Here is a 17,686-nt window from a genome sequence, read left to right as displayed (position 1 = left end):
ACCCGCGGCTTTTTGTCATTTCGGCGCGACAGTGCCGCTCCTCCGACCGTAATGTGACCTCATCGGACAGCCAGAGCAACAGATCATGGCGGTACCTTTGCCGCGCCGGAAGGAGCGGCTCGCATGAACGGGTATGCGACCTCGGACCGCGACGCCGTCACGGCCGCGCCCGGCGGGCTGCTGGATCTGCTGAAGGTCGCGGCCGTGGTCCTGGACGCGGGCGGGCGCATCGCGCTGTGGAGCCCCGAGATCGAGCAACTGCTCGGCTGGACCGCGGCGGAGGCCCTGCGGCAGCGCGCCGACACCCTCCTGGTCTCCCCCGAGAACCGGCCCCGCGGCAGGGAGCTCTTCGCCCAGGTCAGCACGGGGGCCCGGTGGGCCGGTGTCTTCCCGCTGCGGCACCGCGACGGCACGGAACGCGCCGTGGAGTTCCGCACGATGCGTCTTCTCGACCCCGAGGGGCAGCCCCACCTGCTGGGACTCGCCACGGACGCGACGACCGTACGGCAGGTGGAGCGCGACCTCGCCCTCTCGCACAGCCTCGTCAACCAGACCCCGCTCGGCATCGCCGTCTTCGACAACGACTTGCGCTGGGTCGGGGTCAATCCCGCGCTGGAGCGGATCAACGGCATGCCCGAGGAGGCCGTGCTGGGGCGCCGGGTGGGTGAGGTGCTGCCGGATCTGGACGTGACGGCCATCGAGGCCCGGATGCGGCACGTGCTGGAGACCGGCAGACCCCTCCTCGACCAGCAGACCGTCGGGCGTACCGCGGCGGATCTCCAGGACCGCGCCTACTCGGAGTCGTACCACCGCATCGAGGACACCGACGGCCGGGTGCTCGGGCTGGCGATGGCCGTGCTGGACGTGACCGAGCGCCAGCAGGCCGCGGCCGAGGTCGCGCAGGCGCGCCAGCACCTGTCGGTGATCGCCGACGCGGGCGTGAAGATCGGCACCACGCTCGACCTCCAGCAGACCGCCCGGGAGCTGGCCGGCGTGGTCGTGCCGCATCTCGCGGATCTGGCCGCCGTGGACGTCCTGGAGTCGGTCGTGGCAGGCGGCACCATCACGCCCGTGTCGGGCGGCGCTCCGGCCGAGTTCCGGGCGCTGGCCGTCGCCGCCGGTTATCCCACCGACGCCATCCACGCCGCCGACCCGGTGGGTGAGCTCGCCACGTACGGCTCGTCGCGGGTCATCATGCAGTGCGTGCGCAGTGCCCGCCCGGTCCTGGTCGAGCGCGTGGACGGCAAGATGCTGCGGCGTCTGGCCCGGGACTCACGGGCCGCCCAGGCCCTGCACGAGGCCGGTGCCCACTCCTACCTGGCGCTGCCGCTGGTGGCCCGGGGCAAGGTGCTCGGCACGCTCTCGCTGTACCGCACGGTCAACGAGCGCCCCTTCGACGACCGGGACCAGGTGCTCGCCTCCGAGCTCGCCGCCCGGGCCGCGATCTGCATCGACAACGCCCGCCTCTACGGCCGCGAGCGCGGCACGGCCCTGACCCTGCAGCGCAGCCTGCTGCCCAGCACGCCCGCCGAGCGGGAGGGGCTGGACATCGCCGCCCGTTACCGTCCGGCCCTCAGCGAGGTCGGCGGCGACTGGTACGACGTCCTGCCGCTGGGCCCGCGGCGCACCGCGCTGGTCGTCGGGGACGTCATGGGCAAGGGCGTCCAGGCCGCGGCGATCATGGGGCAGCTGAGCACCGCGACGCGGGCGCTGGCCCGGCTGGACCTCCCGCCGGCCGAGCTGCTGCGCCACCTCGACGACATCGCCGGCTCGCTGGGTGACGCGATCGCCACGTGCGTGTACGCGGTGTGCGACCTGGAGCGCGGCACCTGCGAGCTGTCCAGCGCCGGGCATCTGCCGCCGGTCCTCGCCGGGGCGGACGACAGCGCGAAGCTCCTCGACGTGCCGGGCGGTGTGCCGCTCGGGGTCGGCGGCGTGGAGTTCGGCACGGTGGAGGTGGATCTCCCCCCGGGCTCCCTGCTCGCCCTCTACACGGACGGGCTGGTGGAGAACCGCGCGGAGCCGATCGACACGGGTCTCGACACGCTGACCCGCCTGCTCGAAAACGCGGGGCCCAGCCTGCAGCGCGCGAGCGACAGTCTGCTCAGCGCGCTGAGTCCCGAACCGGACGACGACGTGGCCCTGCTGCTGGTCCGTACGCGGGCCTGAGCCGCGACGGCTCAGGCATCACCCCTGCTTGGGGTGCACAGGGCCCAGATGATGAACGCGGACATCGCGATCATGACCACCGACCAGACCGGGTAGGCCGGCAGGGAGAGGAAGTTGGCGATGATGACGAGTCCGGCGATGCCCACGCCGGCGACGCGCGCCCAGCCCGAACCCTGGAACAGGCCCATGCTGACGAGCACGGCGACCACGCCCAGGGCGAGGTGGATCCAGCCCCAGCCGGTGAGGTCGAAGGCGAAGACGTAGTTGGGGGTCGAGACGAAGACCTCGTCCTCGGCGATGGCCGCGATGCCGCGCATCACGGCGAGGATCCCGGCGATCATGAGCATGACGGCCGCGAAGACCATCATGCCGGTGGCCAGGCCGTGCTTCGCCGTCCTGCGCCCGTGGGTGGGGTGTGTGGCGGTCATAAGCTGCCTCGTTTCTGCTGCGTCCGGCGCGGTCAGCGACCGGAGGTGGAGGTGGTGTGCGGCGCGGGTGCCGACGGGCCGGCCCCGCTCAGGACCAGGTCCTTGGCCTTGCGGAACTCCTCGTCCGTGATGTCGCCGCGGGCGCGGATCTCGGACAGCCTGGCGAGTTCGTCGACGCTGCTGGGCCGGTCGTCGCCGCCCCGGGCGGTCTGCCGTATGTAGCTGTCCATGGCGTCCTGCTGCTCGCGGGCGTGCGCGATCTCTCTGCGTCCCATGTTCTTGCCGCGGGCGATGACGTAGACGAACACTCCGAGGAAGGGCAGGACGATGCAGAACGCCAGCCAGCCCGTCTTGGCCCAGCCGCTCAGCGAGTCGTCGCGGAAGATGTCGAAGACGATCCGGAAGAGCAGCACGAACCACATGATCCACAGGAAGAACCACAGCATCGCCCAGAAGGCGCTGAGCAGTGGAAAGTCGTACGCCAGGTAGGTCTGCGCACTCATGTCACTCCTCCGTCCCGGGCACCCGCCCGGCAGCCGTTGCGTGCCGTCCTCAGCGTGCTCGCGGCCCGGACCGGGCCGCCTCACCCGGGGCGGGTGATCGTGCGGCCGCCGCGCGGCCGGCGGCGGGCGTCGAGCACCTTGCGGTACCAGCCGGACGTGGCCACCGTCTCGCCGAGCGCCAGCCCCGAGACGGCCACCAGGAAGACCGCGATCAGCCACGACAGAAAGGTGAACACCGGCCCCAGCAGGCCGAACTCCTCCAGGCTGCGGTCCATGGCCGTGGGCATCAGCAGACGGGCCGCCCAGCTGAGGACGACCGTCCCCGTCCCCGCCAGGACCGCTCCCGGCAGCAGCTCGCTCCAGCCGACCCTGGCACTCAGCAACAGGTGCTGCGACCACCACCACAGCAGCGTCGCCCCGAGCAGGGACAGCACCGCTCCGAGAACCGGGCCGACGCCGAAGCCGCCACGCATCGGCGCCTGGAGGAGCAGGTGGACGAGCCAGACCAGCAGCCACAGCGGCCAGCGCCAGGCCGCCTCCCGCAGCGGGGCCCGGGGCGGGTTCCAGCACCGCTGGCACACCGCCTGGAGCGCCCGGCTGAAGGCGGTCGCCGAAGCGAGCGTGACCAGCAAGCCCACAGCCCCGACCGTGTTCGCGGTGGGCCCGGTCGCCTCGAAGGCGCGCCGCACCTCCTCCAGCGTGTCGCCCCGGACCCTGAACAGCTCCTGGAGCGCGTCGGCCAGCAGGTCCTGGACGCCGTCGGGTGCGAACGCCGCCACCGTCATCAGCAGGGGCAGCGCGGCTAGGAAGGCCTGGGCGGCCAGCCGGACCGCCCCTTCCACGATGTTGAGCGCGACCAGCCGGGGCAGCAGCCGGGCCGCGGGGCCGGACCTCAGGTGCGACGAGATCCGCTCGGCCCTCGACCTGCGGGACGGCGGATGCGGGGCGGCGGTGCCGGACATGGCTCATGGAGCCGCGGCCGGGCCCGTTCGCGTCGTGTCCGGGCCCTGTGCGGCAGCGGCGAGCGTCTCCAGGACGATCAGCACGACGACGACCAGGCCCGCCACGAGCGCGACCGCGCCGGCCGTGGGGTGGTTCCACAGGACGAGGGCCAGCACGCCCGAGCCGATGACGATGCCGGTGGTCCACGAGCGGTGCTCCGCCAGGGCGAGGCCGGCGGATCCGGTGCGCAGCCCGGCACGGGACAGGCCCCGGCCGACGGCCGAGGTGCCCCGGCGGGCGAGGTTCCGGACAGCCGGGCCCCGCGCCCGGGGCCGTAGAGGTAGGCGGCCAGTGCGGTGATCACGGCCACCACGAGGAGGGTGCGGGTGCTGTCGCGCAGGAAGCGGACGAAGGTGTCGTAGATCGCCGCGGCGGCGTCCGGCGGCAGCGTCGCGCTCGGCACGGCATCCAGGTAGACCCGCCGCAGGAGGGCGAGCGCCACCAGGAACACGATCATCATCACGCCGACGCCGACAGCCGTGACCAGCAGCATGCGCCGGTGCCGGGGAGCGGTCCACACGGCGAGGGCGGCCAGGGCGACGGTCAGCACGGGCAGCCAGGTACCCATGGTGTCCAGCAGCCTCATCGCATCCTTCGCCTTGCCCAGTTCCTCGGCTTGGAACAGCGTGATGGTCCGGTCGGTGTCCGGGATGGCCGCGGCCTTGTCGAAGCCCGCGTCGACGAGACGCTGTTGCACCTCGTCGACCACCTGGCCGAGGTCGAGTTGCACGGTGTCGCCCTCGGCGCGGAGCGCGCCCTCGCGCTCTCCGGTGAGCATGCTCACCACGGCGGCGTGCGCCCGCGTGTTGGCGCCCTCCCACACCTGCGCGAAGACATCGCTGGTCACGACGCGGCTGATGGTCCGGTCCACGACGTCGCGGACGGCGGAGCGCAGGGGCCCAGCGAGGGACTCGGACGCCTCCACCACGCGCGGCGGCGCCCCGGCGTCCGCCAGCGTCCGCGTGAGCGCATCCGTCACCGCCTCGACATCCACCTGGGCCACGACGCGGTCGGTCATCCGGTCGGTCACCACGTCCTGGACCGCCGGGTCCGAGGCGAGCGGTGCCACGGTCTGCACGTACCGGCCCGTGTCGGAGACCTGCTCGTCCACCCAGACGGCGACGACCGACAGCGGCGCGAGCAGCAGGGCCAGGACGAGCAGCACACCGGCGCCGGAGTAGCGCAGCCGGCGGTGGCGTACGCCGGCGTTCCGGCGCAGCCGCTCGTACTCCGCGTGTTCTTCCGTGCTCAGGAAGCGCCCCGATGCCTCACTCCCCTCGGCAGGAGGTGGCGGGACGGAGCCGTCGGTCGGGGCCATGGCTGCTCCTCGAATGCGGTGAACGGCCTGTCGCCGTCCCGTGTCCCGCCGGCTCAGACGTTCCCGGTGGAGCCGTGCGGAACGGCGGTGGACGATCCACCCAGCGCGGCCCGCCAGGCGAACGCGAGCCCCGCCTCGGCCAGTCCGAGCAGGACGAGCCACAGGCCGAGCAGCCGGGTCAGCGCGCGGGCCGACTCCGCGGGCAGGGCCAGCACCACGATGCCCGCGACGATGCCCAGCACCGCGGCGCCCAGGACGAAGCCGCGGTGCGGCAGGTCCCGGGCGGCGAGGGCGGTGTAGAGCGTGAGGATGCCGGACACCAGCCAGACGAGGCCGACGATCAGCGACAGCGCGGTGATGGTCTGCAGCGGATTCCTCAGGCACAGCACTCCGGCCAGCACGTACAGCACGGCCAGGAGCAGACTGGGCAGGCGGTGGCCCTGCTCCTGCCGGGCGAAGGTCGCGACGAAGCGGAACGCTCCGGCCGCCAGCAGGTACAGGCCCATCAGCACCGCCACGACGTGCAGGGTGGCCTCGGGCCAGACCAGGAGCAGGATGCCCGGCACGAGCGTCGCCACCGCCGAGGCGAGGATCCACGTCCAGGAGCGTCCGAGGGCCGCCAGGAGCTGCGCGGGGTCGCCCGCGGGGCTGTACGCCGGCCCTGCGGGATCGTACTCGGCTCCGGCACGTGGCCCCTGACCCGGTGACGTGGCCATGGCTCCTCCTCACCGGCGATCCGCCGGTCTGCGGGAACGCCCTTGTCGAGCAGCGTCGCGTGCCCCGGCGGCCTCGGGATCACCCCCCACGGGTGATCCCTCTCCCGCGCTGCCGCGGTGAGGTGGTGACGACCCCATGTGCCGGCAAGGAGCACGAGACACGAGATGAACGATCCAGCGGCAGCCCGGACCACGTCCCCCCGGCTCCGGCAGAAGCAGGACCAGGACCAGGACCAGGAGCAGCGTCGGCGGCCGCACGGTCCGCGGCGACGCGCGACGGCCGCGGTCCTCGTGCGTGCGGCGCTCATCGCGACCGGTCTCGTCACCGTCTACTACGTGCTGCCTCTGGACGGGCGGAGCACCACCGGCACCTCGGCGCTGCTCGCCTGCGGCCTGCTGCTGGTCATCGTGATCTTCTCGTGGGAGGTGCGGGCCATCACGAGATCGCCCTACCCGCGGCTGAAGGCCGTCGAGGCCCTGGCCGCCACGCTGGTCCTCTTCCTGCTGCTCTTCGCGGGCACCTACTACCTGCTGGAGCACTCCACCCCGGGTTCCTTCAGCGAACCCCTGACGAAGACGGACTCCCTGTACTTCACGCTCACCACGTTCACCACGGTCGGGTACGGGGACGTCGCTCCCCGCACCCAGACCGGACGCGTACTGGCGATGGTTCAGATGGCGGGCGGACTGCTGCTGGTGGGCGTCGCCGCACGGATTCTCGCCGGTGCCGTGCAGGCGGGCCTGCGCCGTCGGGGACGGGAGCCCTCGGACGACTTCACCTCGCAGCCGGAGGACTGAGCCATGACCGTACCGGGCCCCCTCACGACCTACCTGTCGCCGGCCGAGCGAGCGGCCGAGGGGCGGAACGTGCGCCGGCACGTCCCCCGCTCCTCCCACGGCTACTTCGACGCGGGCCCGCAGCGCTTCGACCCGGTCGAGGTGCTGGAACGTCAGTCGGCCACGCGCATACCGGAGTTGGTGCCGATCCGCTACGCCCGCATGCTGGAGTCCCCGTTCCGCTTCTACCGGGGCGCGGCGGCCATCATGGCGGCGGACCTCGGGGCCGTCGCGGACACCGGACTGCGGGTGCAGCTCTGCGGCGACGCCCATCTGCTGAACTTCCGGCTGCTGGCCTCGCCGGAACGCCATCTGGTGTTCGACATCAACGACTTCGACGAGACCCTGGCCGGCCCGTTCGAGTGGGACGTCAAGCGGCTGGCGGCCAGTTTCGCCATCGCGGGCCGGGCCAACGGCTTCGAGACCGAGGAGCAGAACCGGATCGTGGAGGCGTGCGTACGGGCCTACCGGCAGCGGATGCGGGAGTTCGCGGGCATGCGCACCCTGGACATCTGGTACGCGCAGGACGACGCCGACCAGCTGCGGGAACTGATGGCCGCGTCGATGAGCAAGGAGGCGAGGCGCCGTACCGCCGAGGCGACGGCGAAGGCCCGGACCCGCACGCACCTCCAGGCCTTCGAGAAGCTCACCCGGGTCACGGACGAAGGCCGGCGGATCGCCCCCGACCCGCCCCTGATCACGCCGCTGCGCGACCTGGTGGACGACTCCGCGCCGCGCGGGCAGGAGAAGGAGCTGCGCGCCGTCCTGGAGGGATACGTCCGGACCCTGTCGTCCGAGCGCCGGCATCTGCTGCGCCGCTACCGGCTGGTCGACATCGCCCGCAAGGTGGTGGGTGTCGGCAGCGTCGGCACCCGGTGCTGGATCGTGCTCCTGCTCGGCCGGGACGACGACGATCCACTGCTGCTCCAGGCCAAGGAGGCGCAGGCGTCAGTACTCACCGACCACACCGACGGCATCCGCTACGACAACGAGGGCCGCCGCGTGGTGGCGGGCCAGCGGCTGATCCAGACGACCAGCGACATCCTCCTCGGCTGGACGCACGCCACGGGCCTCGACGGGCACGAGCGGGACTTCTACGTACGTCAGCTGCGCGACTGGAAGGGCATCGCACGGCCGGACACGATGGACCCGGGCCTGCTGCGGCTGTTCGCCGGGCTGTGCGGAGCGAGCCTGGCGAGGGCCCATGCCCGCTCGGGCGATCCCGTAGCCATCGGGGCCTACCTCGGCGGCGGGAACAGCTTCGATCGCGCCCTCACCGCGTTCGCACAGTCCTACGCCGACCGGAACGAGCGGGACTTCGCCGCGCTGGGCGCCGCCGCCCGGTCCGGCAGGATTCGGACGGCGGCCTCGTGAGCCGGTCACTCCGGCAACTGGCGCATCTCCACGACCCTGAGCCCCAGTGACTGGAAGCGGGTCAGCAGCCCGTACAGGTGGGCCTCGTCCACGACCGGGCCGTACAGCAGCGTCTGCCCGGACACCACCACGTGGTCCAGTTCCGGGAAGACCTTCGCCAGTGTCTCCGACATCTGTCCGGCGATGCGGATCTCGTAGCGCATGAGCTGCTCTCCCGCGGGCGGCCCGAGAGGGGGAGGCGCGCCCTTCCTTAGCGATGGTCCGCCCCGGCGGCCCGCGCGCCCTCACCCGGCGCAGGTGAACCTCCGCCCGCCCCGCGGGCCCGCGTCAGTGCTTGACGACGAACTTGAAGGCGATGATCAGCAACCCGAGCAACAGGTTCACCGCCGCCGACCCGGCCAGCTGCCCCCGGGAGGCACCGGCGCGCAGCGACGCGGCCACCGACCAGCCGACCTGCTCCGCCACCGCCACGGCCAGCGCCAGCCACACGGCGCCCTGCACGTCCAGGCCGAGCAGCGGGCTGACGGCGACGGCGGCGGCGGGCGGACCCGCGGCCTGCAGGATCGGCCACTCCTCGCGGCACACATGCAGTACGGTCGCGCGGTCGACGTTCCGCTGCGCCAGTCGCGCCCCGAACAGTTGCGCGTGCACGTGCGCGAGCCAGAACACCGCACCGGTCAGCACGAGCAGCAGCACCAGTTCCAGCCGGGGCAGCGACCCCAGGGTTCCGGCTCCGATCACCACGGAGGCGGCGAGCATGGCCCCGTAGACGCCGCCGGTGTAGTCGGCATGGGCCCGGCGCTCGGCGCCCCGCGCCTTGCGTGCGGCACCGCGGTCCGTGGTCATCGGGCCCCTCCTTCGCCGCCGGGCCGCCGCGTGGAGTGCTGCCCAGCCGTCGGCAGACGCGAGGTGACCAGGAAACTGGCAAGGGTGATCCCGCCGGTGGCGAGGACGGCCGCCTTCAGCCCGTCGAGCTGGGCCGATGCGTAGGAGTCCGTGACCGCCTCAACCTCCGCGGGCGGCAGACCGGCCTGCTCGGCCGCCGAGCGGACCTGGCCCGTGGAGACGAAGCTGACCCCGGCCTCCAGGGCTACGCCGGTCTGTCTGCGGGCCTCGTCCGACAGCCGGGGGTCGGCCTCGACCTGGGCGCTGAAGGCGTGCACCAGGGCTCCGATGAGCAGCGACCCGATGAGGGCGGTGCCCAGTGCGGAGCCCAGGTTCTGGGCCGTGAACTGGAGTCCTCCCGCCTCGCTGCGCTCCTCTTCGCCGACGCCCGACTGGACGACGTTGCCCAGCTGTGAGGCGAGCAGGCCCATGCCCACGCCCAGCAGGGCCATGGCTCCCGCGAACTGGGCGTCGTCGATGGCCGGGTCGATCGTCGCCAGCAGCCACACGACCGCTCCCGCGAGGGTCAGCAGAGCCAGCCGCACGACCCGGCGCGGACTGAGCGACCGGCCGAGCCGCGCTGCGAAGAGGGAGGTCGCGAGCATGGTGAGGGACACCGGGAGCAGGCGCAGGCCTGTCTCGAACGCGTCGAAGCCCTGCACCACCTGCAGGTACAGCGGGATCGCGAAGAACAGCCCCAGCAGGACGAGGTTCTGGCTCACCAGCATCAGCAGGCCCGACCGCAGGACCGGTCTGCCCAGCAACGACAGGTGCACCAGGGCGTCGGCCCCCCGGGCGTCGCGCCGCCGCTCCCAGCGCACGAAGCCGTACAGGACCAGGGCTCCGGCGCCGACGACGAACAGGGTCGGGGCGAAGCCCAGGACGGTGAAGGGCGGGTTGCGCGGCTGCACCCAGCCCCAGGTGCTGCTCTGGAGCACTCCGAGCACGCCCAGTCCGAGGCCGGTGGCGGAGAGCGCCGCGCCCACGCCGTCGAGCCGGGGCCGCGGTTCTCTCGGGGCCGTCCTGGGGATCACCCGGTGGCAGAGCAGCACGGCCAGGACGATCACGACCTCGCCGGCGAAGACCAGACGCCACGTGAGGTATGTCGTCATCCAGCCGCCCAGCAGCGGCCCCACCGCGATACCGGCGCCGGCGAGGCCGCCTATCACTCCGTAGGCGACGGCCCGGTCCCGTCCCCTGTAGGACTCGGCGACGAGTGCCGCCATGGACGGCAGGACCATGGCGGCACCGAGACCCTCGATCACCGACCAGCCCAGGGCGAGGACCCACAGACTGGGCGCCACGGCGGTCAGGGCCGATCCCGTGCCGTAGACCATCAGCCCGAGGAGGAACATGCGCCGGCGTCCCAGGACGTCCCCGAGGCGTCCGCCGACCATCATGAAGGCCGCCATGACCAGGGCGTACAGGGTGATGACCGCCTGGATGGCGGTGACCTCGGTGTCGAAGTCGTCGACCAGCCGGCTGATGGACACGTTCATGACCGAGGTGTCCAGGACCATCAGGAACTGGGCGGTGCCGAGGATGAGCAGGGTGCGCCAGCGTGTCACCCGTCCATCGCAGCCGCCGAGCGGCCGTCGCGCCTCACCCTTCCCGGGCGAGGGGGGCCGGAGCGGGCCGCCTGGTCACAGGATCCGCGCGTCGCGAGCACGGCGTACCGCGTCGCCGCGGCGGCTCACCGCGAGCTTGCGGTAGATGCTCTTGAGGTGGGTCTTCACGGTGTTCACCGACACGTGGAGGTCGGTTGCGATCTCCTCCGTCGACCTCATCTCGGCCAGCCTGCGCAGCACGTCACGCTCGCGCGCGCTCAGTTCCTCCCCCACGGGCGTCGGCTGCCGCTGCAGCTGTCCCGGGAGACCGTGCCCGGGCCCGGGGACGAGCCAGCCGCCCGCCAGCTCCCGCAGGCGGCCGGTGCTCAGCAGCGGGCGGATCCAGGGGCCGGCTTCCAGGAACGGCAGGCGCAGCTGATCGCGCCTGCCGTCCAGGAGGGCCCGGCCGAGCAGGCGGTCGGCGGCGGCGCGGTCGCCGAGCTCGTGGGTGGCCTGGGCGCGGACCAGCGTGGCCCGGACGGTCACCGCCGGCCCGGGCCGCTCGGTCTCCGGGAGGCTGTGGAGCATCGCGAGCGCTGCGTCGGGATGTCCTGCCGCGAGCCGGGCCCGGGCGGCCTGCACGGTGCAGGCGGCCCAGCGGCCGGCCACACCCTCGACGGCCTCGCGGGCCGACTCGGGCTGCCCCTGGGCCAGGTAGGCGGCACAGGCTAGGGCGGCGGCCTGGTCCTCGGCCCAGGGTGAGCTCACGCCGGCCGGGACGATCGCGTCCGCCGCCGCCAGCGCGGCCCGGGCGTCTCCCTTGGCCAGCAGCAGCCGGCCGCGGGTGAGCACCCGGCCCGCTTCCTCGACGGGATCCGCTACGAGCGGGTGCGAGGCGGCGGCCTCGTCGAGAAGCGCCTGCGCCTCGTCGAGTTCGTCACGGTCGATGAGGACAGCGGCCCGGACCAGAGCGCCGAGGCCGGCGCCGGAGCGCTGGGGCAGGCTGTAGCGCTGTGCCTGGCCGGCCGCCGCCAGGGCCTTGTGCTCCGCCCGGCCGAGCCAGCCGTTCAGGTAGTCGATCAGAGCCAGGTGGCCCAGAGCCTCCCACCGGGGCAGCGCCATGGCCGCTCCGCCGGGCCGTCCGGCCACCGCCGACAGGACGGTCCGGGCGTCCTCGAAGCGCCCGGCCCACAGGCGGGCGGACCCCAGGTGGGTGAGCAGCAGGGCGTTCAGCTCCGGGTGCTCGTCGAGCAGGTGCCCGGGAACTTCAGGCCTGAGGGCCAGCGCCTGCTCCGCGGCGCGCTCCGCCCTGCCCGGCGTTCCGGTCAGCCGCGCTGCCAGCGCTTCCAGCAGGGCGCAGGTGAGCCCGGCCGCCGCCGTGTCCGTCGCGCCGTCCCGGGCCAGCTCCTCCTGGGCCCGGTGCAGGTGCGCCAGGCCGTGTTCGACGTCGCGGCCGGCCAGCTCGCGGGCCGCGCGGACGAGGTCCGGGGCCGGGCCCCTGGCGTCGGGGCCCATCCGCTCGAACAGCGCGGCCAGGTCGTCGGAGCGCAGGCCGGTGAAGAGCTGCCCGAGGGCGAGGTCGTCGACCGCGGCCCGTGCGGTGAACTCCCAGTCGTCCGCCGCCGCACCCTGGGCGAGCGCTTCGGGCAGGGCTCCGGAACGCCGTAGCCACTGGGCCGCCCGACTGCGCAGTTCCGGCTCCAGGCCGGGGAAGCGCTCGCGCAGGTGGGCACGGAGGATCTCGGCGAACAAGGGGTGCAGGCTGTACCAGGAGTGACCGAGGTAGTGGACGAATGCGTTCTCGCGCTGCAACGCGGCGAGGACGGTCTCCGCGTCCGTGCGCTGCGTCAGCGCGTTGACCAGGTCGGGGCAGCAGCGTTCCAGCACGCTGATGCGCAGCAGCAGGTCCTGTGTGCCGGGTGCCTGCCGGTCGAGCACCTCGGCCAGCAGGAAGTCGGCCATCGCGCTGCGGTCCGCTTCGAACTGCTTCAGGTAGGCCTGCGGGTCCGTGCCCTGCCGGGCGGCGAGCGCACTGAGCCGGAGACCCGCGGCCCATCCCCGGGTCCGTTCCACCAGGGCCAGGACGGCGCTCCCGGGCAGGTCCAGGCCGTGCCGTGTCAGGAGCTCATGGGCCTCGTCCGGGGTGAAGGCCAGCTCGGCGTCCCGGATCTCCGTCATCTCGCCCGACGCCCGGTAGCGGTGGAGCGGCAGCAGGGGTTCGGTGCGGGTGACCACGATCAGACGCAGGCCCCGCCCGGCGTGGTGCAGGACGAACTCCAGCTGTTCGGCGATCTCCCGGGAGACCACGCGGTCGAACTCGTCGAGGACGACGAGCGTGGAATCGTCCCTGCCTTCGAGATCGGCGGCGAGGCGGGTGAGCGTGCGCTGGTCCACGCGACCGGCCTCCGCGGGGCTTCCGACCTCGCTCGCCACCGGCACGCCGGCGGCCCGCAGAGCCTGCAGCACGTGCGCCCAGAACACGCCGGGTGCCTGATCGGTGCTCTCGGCGGTGAGCCACGCGACCGGGCGGCTCAGGTTCGAGGCCCAGTCGGCGACCAGGAGCGTCTTGCCCGCGCCGGCCGACCCGTTGACCATGGTCAGGGGCGTGGCCAGGGCCTGGTCGAGGTGTCCGGCCAGGCGCGGCCTGCGCACGAAGGTGGCGGGCCTGGCCGGCAGGGCGAACCGGGTGCGCAGCAGCGGGTCGCCGGTGGGGTCGGCGATCCCCTCCCCCGGAGTCTCATCGGTCGCGGCCATGGGGTCCACCCCTGCCTGCCTGCCGTCCGTCAGTCGTTTCTGACCTGGCGATCGTCTCGCTCAGCATCTCAGTGTTCGCTCTGCCGCGCACGCTCTGGCCCGAGCCCCGGGTGCGCCGGAGACCACCCGTGGCGGGCGATGCGGCCACCGCTGCGGCCGGGGTCTCCTGGGGTCACGCACCGCCGCCCGGGCGCGCCGGGCGCATCGGCGATCATCATCCAGAGGCCGGCCGGCTCGGCCGGGGCGGCCCGGAACGGGAGTACCGACCATGTGCCGCTGGCTCGTCTACTCGGGAACGCCCGTGCTGCTCGACGACGTCCTCTACCGCCCCGAGCACTCGCTGATCGACCAGAGCCTGCACGCGCGGATGGGAGTCGAGACCACCAACGGCGACGGCTTCGGCGTCGGCTGGTACGCGTGGCATCTGCGCACCCCGGCCGTCATCCGCGACACGGGTCCGGCCTGGAGCAACCGCAATCTGCGGGAGATCGCCGACCACGTCCGCTCGTCGCTGTTCTTCGCCCATGTGCGGGCCTCGACCGGCACCGCCGTGCAGCAGACCAACTGCCACCCCTTCCGGCACGGACGCTGGATGTGGATGCACAACGGGGCGATCACCGGGTTCTCCGCAATGCGCCGGGATCTGATGATGTCCATAGCGCCGGAGCTGTTCCCTTCTCTCGAGGGCACGACGGATTCCGAGGTGATGTTCCACGTGGCCCTCACGCTCGGTCTCGACGCAGATCCGCCGGGCGCGGTGGCCCGGATGGCGGGGCTCGTCGAGCGGCTCGGGCACGAACACGGGGTGCCGGAGCCGCTCCAGATGACGGTCGCGGTGACCGACGGCGAGCGGGTGTGGTTCTTCCGGTACTCCAGCGGCGGGGCCTCGCGCTCGCTGTACTACAGCAGCCGGGTGGAGGACGTGCGCGCCCTGCACCCCGATCTCGCCTTCCTGAACCACATCTCGGACGAGACCCGGCTGGTGGTGTCGGAACCGCTGGGCGATCTTCCCGGGGTGTGGAACACCGTTCCGGAGAACAGCTACGGCGTCGTCCAGCCCGGCAGGGGCCTGCTGCGGCACTTCGAGCCCGAGCCCGTCTGAGCGCCGCCGTCCCGCGGCTCAGCCGCCGTCCCGCGGCTCAGTGAAGGTGCGCGGCGAACGCCTCGTACGCGGGCCGGTCGAAGAGGACGAACCTGACCTGCCCGACCGTGGTGTCGGCCGCCCGTACGGTCTCGATCGCGATGCGGGCGCCGTCGTCCATCGGCCAGCCGTAGACGCCGGTGGAGATGGCGGGGAACGCGACGCTGCGGGCGCCGAGTTCACCGGCGACGCGGAGCGACTCGCGGTAGCAGGAGGCGAGGAGGGCGGAGCGGTCCTCCGTCGCGCTGAACACCGGGCCGACGGTGTGGACGACCCAGCGGGCGTCCAGGTCGCCCGCGGTGGTGGCGACCGCCCGGCCGGTGGGCAGGCCCTTGCCGAGGTGCGCCGCGCGGAGCCTGCGGCAGTCCTCCAGGATGGCGGGGCCGCCACGGCGGTGGATCGCCCCGTCGACCCCTCCTCCGCCCAGCAGTGAGGAGTTGGCCGCGTTGACGATCGCGTCGACGCTCTCGCGGGTGATGTCGCCCTGGACCAGTTCGATGGCCGTCATATCTGCCTCAGCCGCTTCCAGACGGCCTTCGCCGCGTTGTGCCCCGACATGCCGTGCACTCCGGGGCCCGGCGGGGTCGCCGACGAGCAGATGAAGACGGCCGGATGCGGGGTGTTGTAGGGGAACAGGGTGAGCCTGGGGCGCAGCAGCAGCTGGAGGCCGGAGGCGGCACCGGAGGCGATGTCCCCGCCGACGTAGTTGGCGTTGCGGGCGGCGAGTTCGGGCGGGCCGGCCGTGGCGCGGGCCAGGACGCGGTCGCGGAACCCCGGGGCGAAGCGCTCCAGTTGCCGCTCGATGGTGTCGGTGAGGTCGCCGGTCCAGCCGTGCGGGACATGCCCGTAGGCCCAGAAGACGTGCTTGCCCGCCGGGGCCCGGGTGGGGTCGACGACGCTCGGCTGCACGGTGATCAGGAACGGCTTGTCGGGCGCCCGGCCCTCCCGGGAGACCGCGCGCAGGGCCGCGCCGATCTCCGCGCTGCTCGCGCCGACCTGCACCGTGCCGGCGGCGCGGGCCTCCTTCGCGGTCCAGGGCACGGGGCCGTCCAGCGCATAGTCGACCTTGAAGACGCCCGGCCCGTAGCGGTAGCCGGCGTAGTGGTTGCCGAAGCCGGCGATGCGGGCCAGGGCGGTGGGCGAGGTGTCGAAGACGTACGCCCGGGCCGGTGGCAGGTCGTCGAGGCGCTTGACCTCGTAGTCGGTGTGGACGCTGCCGCCGAGGTCCCGCAGGTAGGCGGCGAGCGCGTCGGAGAGGGACTGGGAGCCGCCGCGGGCGACGGGCCAGCCGCGGGCGTGCGCCGCGAGGGCGAAGACCAGGCCGATGGCGCCGGTGGCGAAGCCGTCGAGCGGGGCCATGACGTGGGCGACGAGCCCGGAGAACAGGGCCTTGGCCGGTTCGTCGCGGAAGCGGCGCATCAGCAGCGTCGACGGGGGCAGCCCGGCCAGGCCGAAGCGGGCGAGGGTCACCGGGTCGCGGGGCAGCGCGGTCAGCGGCAGCGACATGAAGTCCCGGGCGAGGGTGTCCCACTTGGGCAGGAAGGGCTCGATGAACCTGCGGTACGCGCCGGCGTCGCGCGGGCCGAAGGAGGCGGCCGTCTCGCCGACCGTGCGGGCCAGGACGGCCGCCGTGCCGTCCGGGAAGGGGTGCGCCATGGGCAGCTCGGCGTGCAGCCACTCCAGGCCGTACCGCTCCAGCGGCAGGGCGCGGAATGCCGGGGAGTTGATGGCGAGCGGGTGGGCCGCGGAGCACGGGTCGTGCCGGAAGCCGGGGAGGGTGAGCTCCTCGGTGCGGACTCCGCCGCCCACGGTGCTGCGGGCTTCGAAGACGGCGACGGAGAAGCCGCGGCGGGCCAGCTCCACGGCCGCGGTCAGTCCGTTCGGCCCCGCACCCACTACGACGGCATCGAGCATCGACGGCACCTCGGACCCCTTCGTCAGCCGACGGCCACTGGGCATCAGGATATGCCCGGGGACTGACAGTCACCGGTCACCGGTGACTTCCGGCAGGGAAGGCCGCTTTGCGGCGGCCCAAACCCCCTGCGTGCGCACACTGTGTAGTCATCTGTGTGCACCATGCAACGCAGTGACGCTCATGCCCCGCCCGACAGGAGGCTCACCACCCGGCGGGCCGTGGCCGCGTCGCGGGCGGCGGTGAAGGGCAGGGCATTGCCGCCCGCGATGCGGAACGGCTCGCCCGCGAGCGTCAGGTGGGTGCCGCCGGCCTCCTCGACCAGCAGCAGACCGGCCGCGTGGTCCCAGGCGGCTTCCCAGGAGAACGCCACCGCGTCCGACTCGCCGCGGGCGAGGGCGAGATACTCCAGTCCGGCCGAGCCGCACGGGCGCGGTGCCACCCCGTCGGTGCGCAGGCCGAGCAGGGCGTGCTTTTCCTCGTCCGTCGTGTAGTCGGGGTGGGAGGTGGCCACGCGCAGGTCCCGGCCGGGCTCCGGCACTCCGGCGAACAGCCGCTCCCCGTCGAGGTGGGCACCCTTGCCCCGCTGGGCGGTGGCGAGCCGGTCGCGGGCGGGCGCGTACGTCCAGGACGCGAGCAGGGTGCCGCGGTGAGCCAGGGCGACCAGGGTGCAGAACCCCGCCTCGCCGCGGACGAACTGGCGTGTCCCGTCGACCGGGTCGACGATCCAGACCGGGGCGTCGCCCCGTATCGCCTGGTACGACGCCGGGTTGGCGTGGACCGCCTCCTCGCCGACCACGACCGAGCCGGGCAGCAGGGCGACCAGCGCCTCGGTGAGGTACAGCTCGGCCTTGCGGTCGGCGTCGGTCACCAGGTCGTGCGGGCCGCTCTTCTGGTCGACCTCGTGCGCGGCCAGCCGGCGCCAGCGGGGCATGATCTCGGAGGCGGCCGCCTTGCGGATCGCCTCTTCGACGTCGAAGGCGTGCTGTGCGAGAAACTCTTCGATGGTTTCGTTGCTGTCGTTCACCCCTCCATGACAACACGTGCCACTGACACGGCGCGCCCGCCGGGTGCACCGCGGGTGGCATCGCGATGAACAG

Annotated in this window: 15 protein-coding genes and 1 pseudogene; 4 read left to right on the top strand and 12 right to left on the bottom strand. The window is 73.1% G+C overall.

Annotated features, from left to right (window positions below; genetic code table 11):
- The first annotated feature begins 123 nt into the window (after positions 1 to 123).
- A complete protein-coding gene (locus A4E84_RS33185; protein ID WP_062930078.1) occupies positions 124 to 2,169 on the top strand; it encodes a SpoIIE family protein phosphatase in 2,046 nt (681 codons plus the stop codon).
- An 11-nt stretch (positions 2,170 to 2,180) separates the two neighbouring features.
- Here A4E84_RS33185 and A4E84_RS33180 read toward each other — a convergent pair whose 3' ends face one another.
- The 5 genes and pseudogenes from A4E84_RS33180 to A4E84_RS33160 all read right to left on the bottom strand — a co-directional run bounded on the left by A4E84_RS33180 (position 2,181) and on the right by A4E84_RS33160 (position 6,136).
- A complete protein-coding gene (locus tag A4E84_RS33180; RefSeq protein ID WP_062930077.1) occupies positions 2,181 to 2,597 on the bottom strand; it encodes a DUF7144 family membrane protein in 417 nt (138 codons plus the stop codon).
- 32 nt (positions 2,598 to 2,629) lie between these two features.
- Positions 2,630 to 3,100, bottom strand: a complete 471-nt coding sequence (locus tag A4E84_RS33175; protein WP_062930076.1) for an SHOCT domain-containing protein — start codon at positions 3,098 to 3,100, stop codon at positions 2,630 to 2,632.
- Positions 3,101 to 3,180: 80 nt separating this feature from the next.
- Positions 3,181 to 4,062, bottom strand: coding sequence for a YhjD/YihY/BrkB family envelope integrity protein (locus tag A4E84_RS33170; RefSeq protein ID WP_062930075.1), 882 nt, complete (start codon positions 4,060 to 4,062; stop codon positions 3,181 to 3,183).
- Between the two features lie 3 nt (positions 4,063 to 4,065).
- A pseudogene (locus A4E84_RS33165) lies at positions 4,066 to 5,420 on the bottom strand (hypothetical protein).
- A 53-nt stretch (positions 5,421 to 5,473) separates the two neighbouring features.
- Positions 5,474 to 6,136 (bottom strand): HdeD family acid-resistance protein, encoded by a 663-nt coding sequence (locus A4E84_RS33160; RefSeq protein ID WP_062930074.1) that lies wholly within the window; start codon positions 6,134 to 6,136, stop codon positions 5,474 to 5,476.
- 165 nt (positions 6,137 to 6,301) lie between these two features.
- Here A4E84_RS33160 and A4E84_RS33155 point away from each other — a divergent pair, with 165 nt between their 5' ends.
- A complete protein-coding gene (locus tag A4E84_RS33155) occupies positions 6,302 to 6,934 on the top strand; it encodes a potassium channel family protein (protein ID WP_079129213.1) in 633 nt (210 codons plus the stop codon).
- 3 nt (positions 6,935 to 6,937) lie between these two features.
- Complete coding sequence (locus A4E84_RS33150; protein ID WP_062930073.1) at positions 6,938 to 8,347, top strand: DUF2252 domain-containing protein; 1,410 nt, start codon at positions 6,938 to 6,940, stop codon at positions 8,345 to 8,347.
- A 5-nt stretch (positions 8,348 to 8,352) separates the two neighbouring features.
- On the opposite strand, the gene A4E84_RS33145 is transcribed toward A4E84_RS33150, so the two are convergent.
- The 4 genes from A4E84_RS33145 to A4E84_RS33130 form a co-directional block, all read right to left on the bottom strand.
- The gene (locus tag A4E84_RS33145) at positions 8,353 to 8,550 is read right to left on the bottom strand and encodes a hypothetical protein (RefSeq protein WP_062930072.1); all 198 of its coding nucleotides are present in this window, start codon (positions 8,548 to 8,550) and stop codon (positions 8,353 to 8,355) included.
- Between the two features lie 124 nt (positions 8,551 to 8,674).
- Entirely contained in the window at positions 8,675 to 9,193 is a 519-nt protein-coding gene (locus A4E84_RS33140) for a hypothetical protein (RefSeq protein ID WP_062930071.1), read from the bottom strand.
- Positions 9,190 to 10,800: an MFS transporter gene (locus A4E84_RS33135; protein WP_107308413.1), complete on the bottom strand. Its 1,611-nt coding sequence runs from the start codon at positions 10,798 to 10,800 to the stop codon at positions 9,190 to 9,192. The genes A4E84_RS33140 and A4E84_RS33135 overlap by 4 nt, the downstream gene beginning before the upstream one ends.
- Before the next feature lie 75 nt (positions 10,801 to 10,875).
- Positions 10,876 to 13,533 carry a winged helix-turn-helix domain-containing protein gene (locus A4E84_RS33130; protein ID WP_062930070.1) on the bottom strand — a complete coding sequence of 886 codons (2,658 nt, stop codon included), beginning with the start codon at positions 13,531 to 13,533 and terminating at the stop codon, positions 10,876 to 10,878.
- Positions 13,534 to 13,801: 268 nt separating this feature from the next.
- On the opposite strand from A4E84_RS33130, the gene A4E84_RS33125 reads away from it, so the two are divergent.
- A complete protein-coding gene (locus tag A4E84_RS33125; protein WP_062930069.1) occupies positions 13,802 to 14,635 on the top strand; it encodes a class II glutamine amidotransferase in 834 nt (277 codons plus the stop codon).
- Positions 14,636 to 14,672: 37 nt separating this feature from the next.
- Here the strand turns inward: A4E84_RS33125 and A4E84_RS33120 are convergent, their stop codons facing one another.
- The 3 genes from A4E84_RS33120 to A4E84_RS33110 all read right to left on the bottom strand — a co-directional run bounded on the left by A4E84_RS33120 (position 14,673) and on the right by A4E84_RS33110 (position 17,613).
- Positions 14,673 to 15,182: an O-acetyl-ADP-ribose deacetylase gene (locus tag A4E84_RS33120; protein WP_062930068.1), complete on the bottom strand. Its 510-nt coding sequence runs from the start codon at positions 15,180 to 15,182 to the stop codon at positions 14,673 to 14,675.
- Positions 15,179 to 16,588: a phytoene desaturase family protein gene (locus A4E84_RS33115; RefSeq protein ID WP_062930067.1), complete on the bottom strand. Its 1,410-nt coding sequence runs from the start codon at positions 16,586 to 16,588 to the stop codon at positions 15,179 to 15,181. The genes A4E84_RS33120 and A4E84_RS33115 overlap by 4 nt, the downstream gene beginning before the upstream one ends.
- 179 nt (positions 16,589 to 16,767) lie before the next feature.
- On the bottom strand, positions 16,768 to 17,613 hold the full coding sequence (locus A4E84_RS33110) for an inositol monophosphatase family protein (protein ID WP_062930066.1): 846 nt from the start codon (positions 17,611 to 17,613) through the stop codon (positions 16,768 to 16,770).
- Positions 17,614 to 17,686 lie beyond the last annotated feature (73 nt).

This window comes from Streptomyces qaidamensis (assembly GCF_001611795.1).
GTDB classification, from domain to species: Bacteria; Actinomycetota; Actinomycetes; order Streptomycetales; family Streptomycetaceae; genus Streptomyces; species Streptomyces qaidamensis.
The sequence above is the reverse complement of the archived record's forward strand: the minus strand, read 5'-3'. Positions and strand labels throughout refer to the sequence as shown.

What these genes read in the sequence shown, in the direction of transcription:
- A4E84_RS33170 (WP_062930075.1), bottom strand. Translation starts at nt 4,062, where the DNA reads ATGTCCGGCACCGCCGCCCCGCATCCGCCGTCCCGCAGGTCGAGGGCC.
- A4E84_RS33160 (WP_062930074.1), bottom strand. Translation starts at nt 6,136, where the DNA reads ATGGCCACGTCACCGGGTCAGGGGCCACGTGCCGGAGCCGAGTACGAT.
- A4E84_RS33145 (WP_062930072.1), bottom strand. Translation starts at nt 8,550, where the DNA reads ATGCGCTACGAGATCCGCATCGCCGGACAGATGTCGGAGACACTGGCG.
- A4E84_RS33175 (WP_062930076.1), bottom strand. Translation starts at nt 3,100, where the DNA reads ATGAGTGCGCAGACCTACCTGGCGTACGACTTTCCACTGCTCAGCGCC.
- A4E84_RS33115 (WP_062930067.1), bottom strand. Translation starts at nt 16,588, where the DNA reads ATGCTCGATGCCGTCGTAGTGGGTGCGGGGCCGAACGGACTGACCGCG.
- A4E84_RS33185 (WP_062930078.1), top strand. Translation starts at nt 124, where the DNA reads ATGAACGGGTATGCGACCTCGGACCGCGACGCCGTCACGGCCGCGCCC.
- A4E84_RS33120 (WP_062930068.1), bottom strand. Translation starts at nt 15,182, where the DNA reads ATGACGGCCATCGAACTGGTCCAGGGCGACATCACCCGCGAGAGCGTC.
- A4E84_RS33140 (WP_062930071.1), bottom strand. Translation starts at nt 9,193, where the DNA reads ATGACCACGGACCGCGGTGCCGCACGCAAGGCGCGGGGCGCCGAGCGC.
- A4E84_RS33155 (WP_079129213.1), top strand. Translation starts at nt 6,302, where the DNA reads ATGAACGATCCAGCGGCAGCCCGGACCACGTCCCCCCGGCTCCGGCAG.
- A4E84_RS33180 (WP_062930077.1), bottom strand. Translation starts at nt 2,597, where the DNA reads ATGACCGCCACACACCCCACCCACGGGCGCAGGACGGCGAAGCACGGC.
- A4E84_RS33130 (WP_062930070.1), bottom strand. Translation starts at nt 13,533, where the DNA reads ATGGCCGCGACCGATGAGACTCCGGGGGAGGGGATCGCCGACCCCACC.
- A4E84_RS33125 (WP_062930069.1), top strand. Translation starts at nt 13,802, where the DNA reads ATGTGCCGCTGGCTCGTCTACTCGGGAACGCCCGTGCTGCTCGACGAC.
- A4E84_RS33150 (WP_062930073.1), top strand. Translation starts at nt 6,938, where the DNA reads ATGACCGTACCGGGCCCCCTCACGACCTACCTGTCGCCGGCCGAGCGA.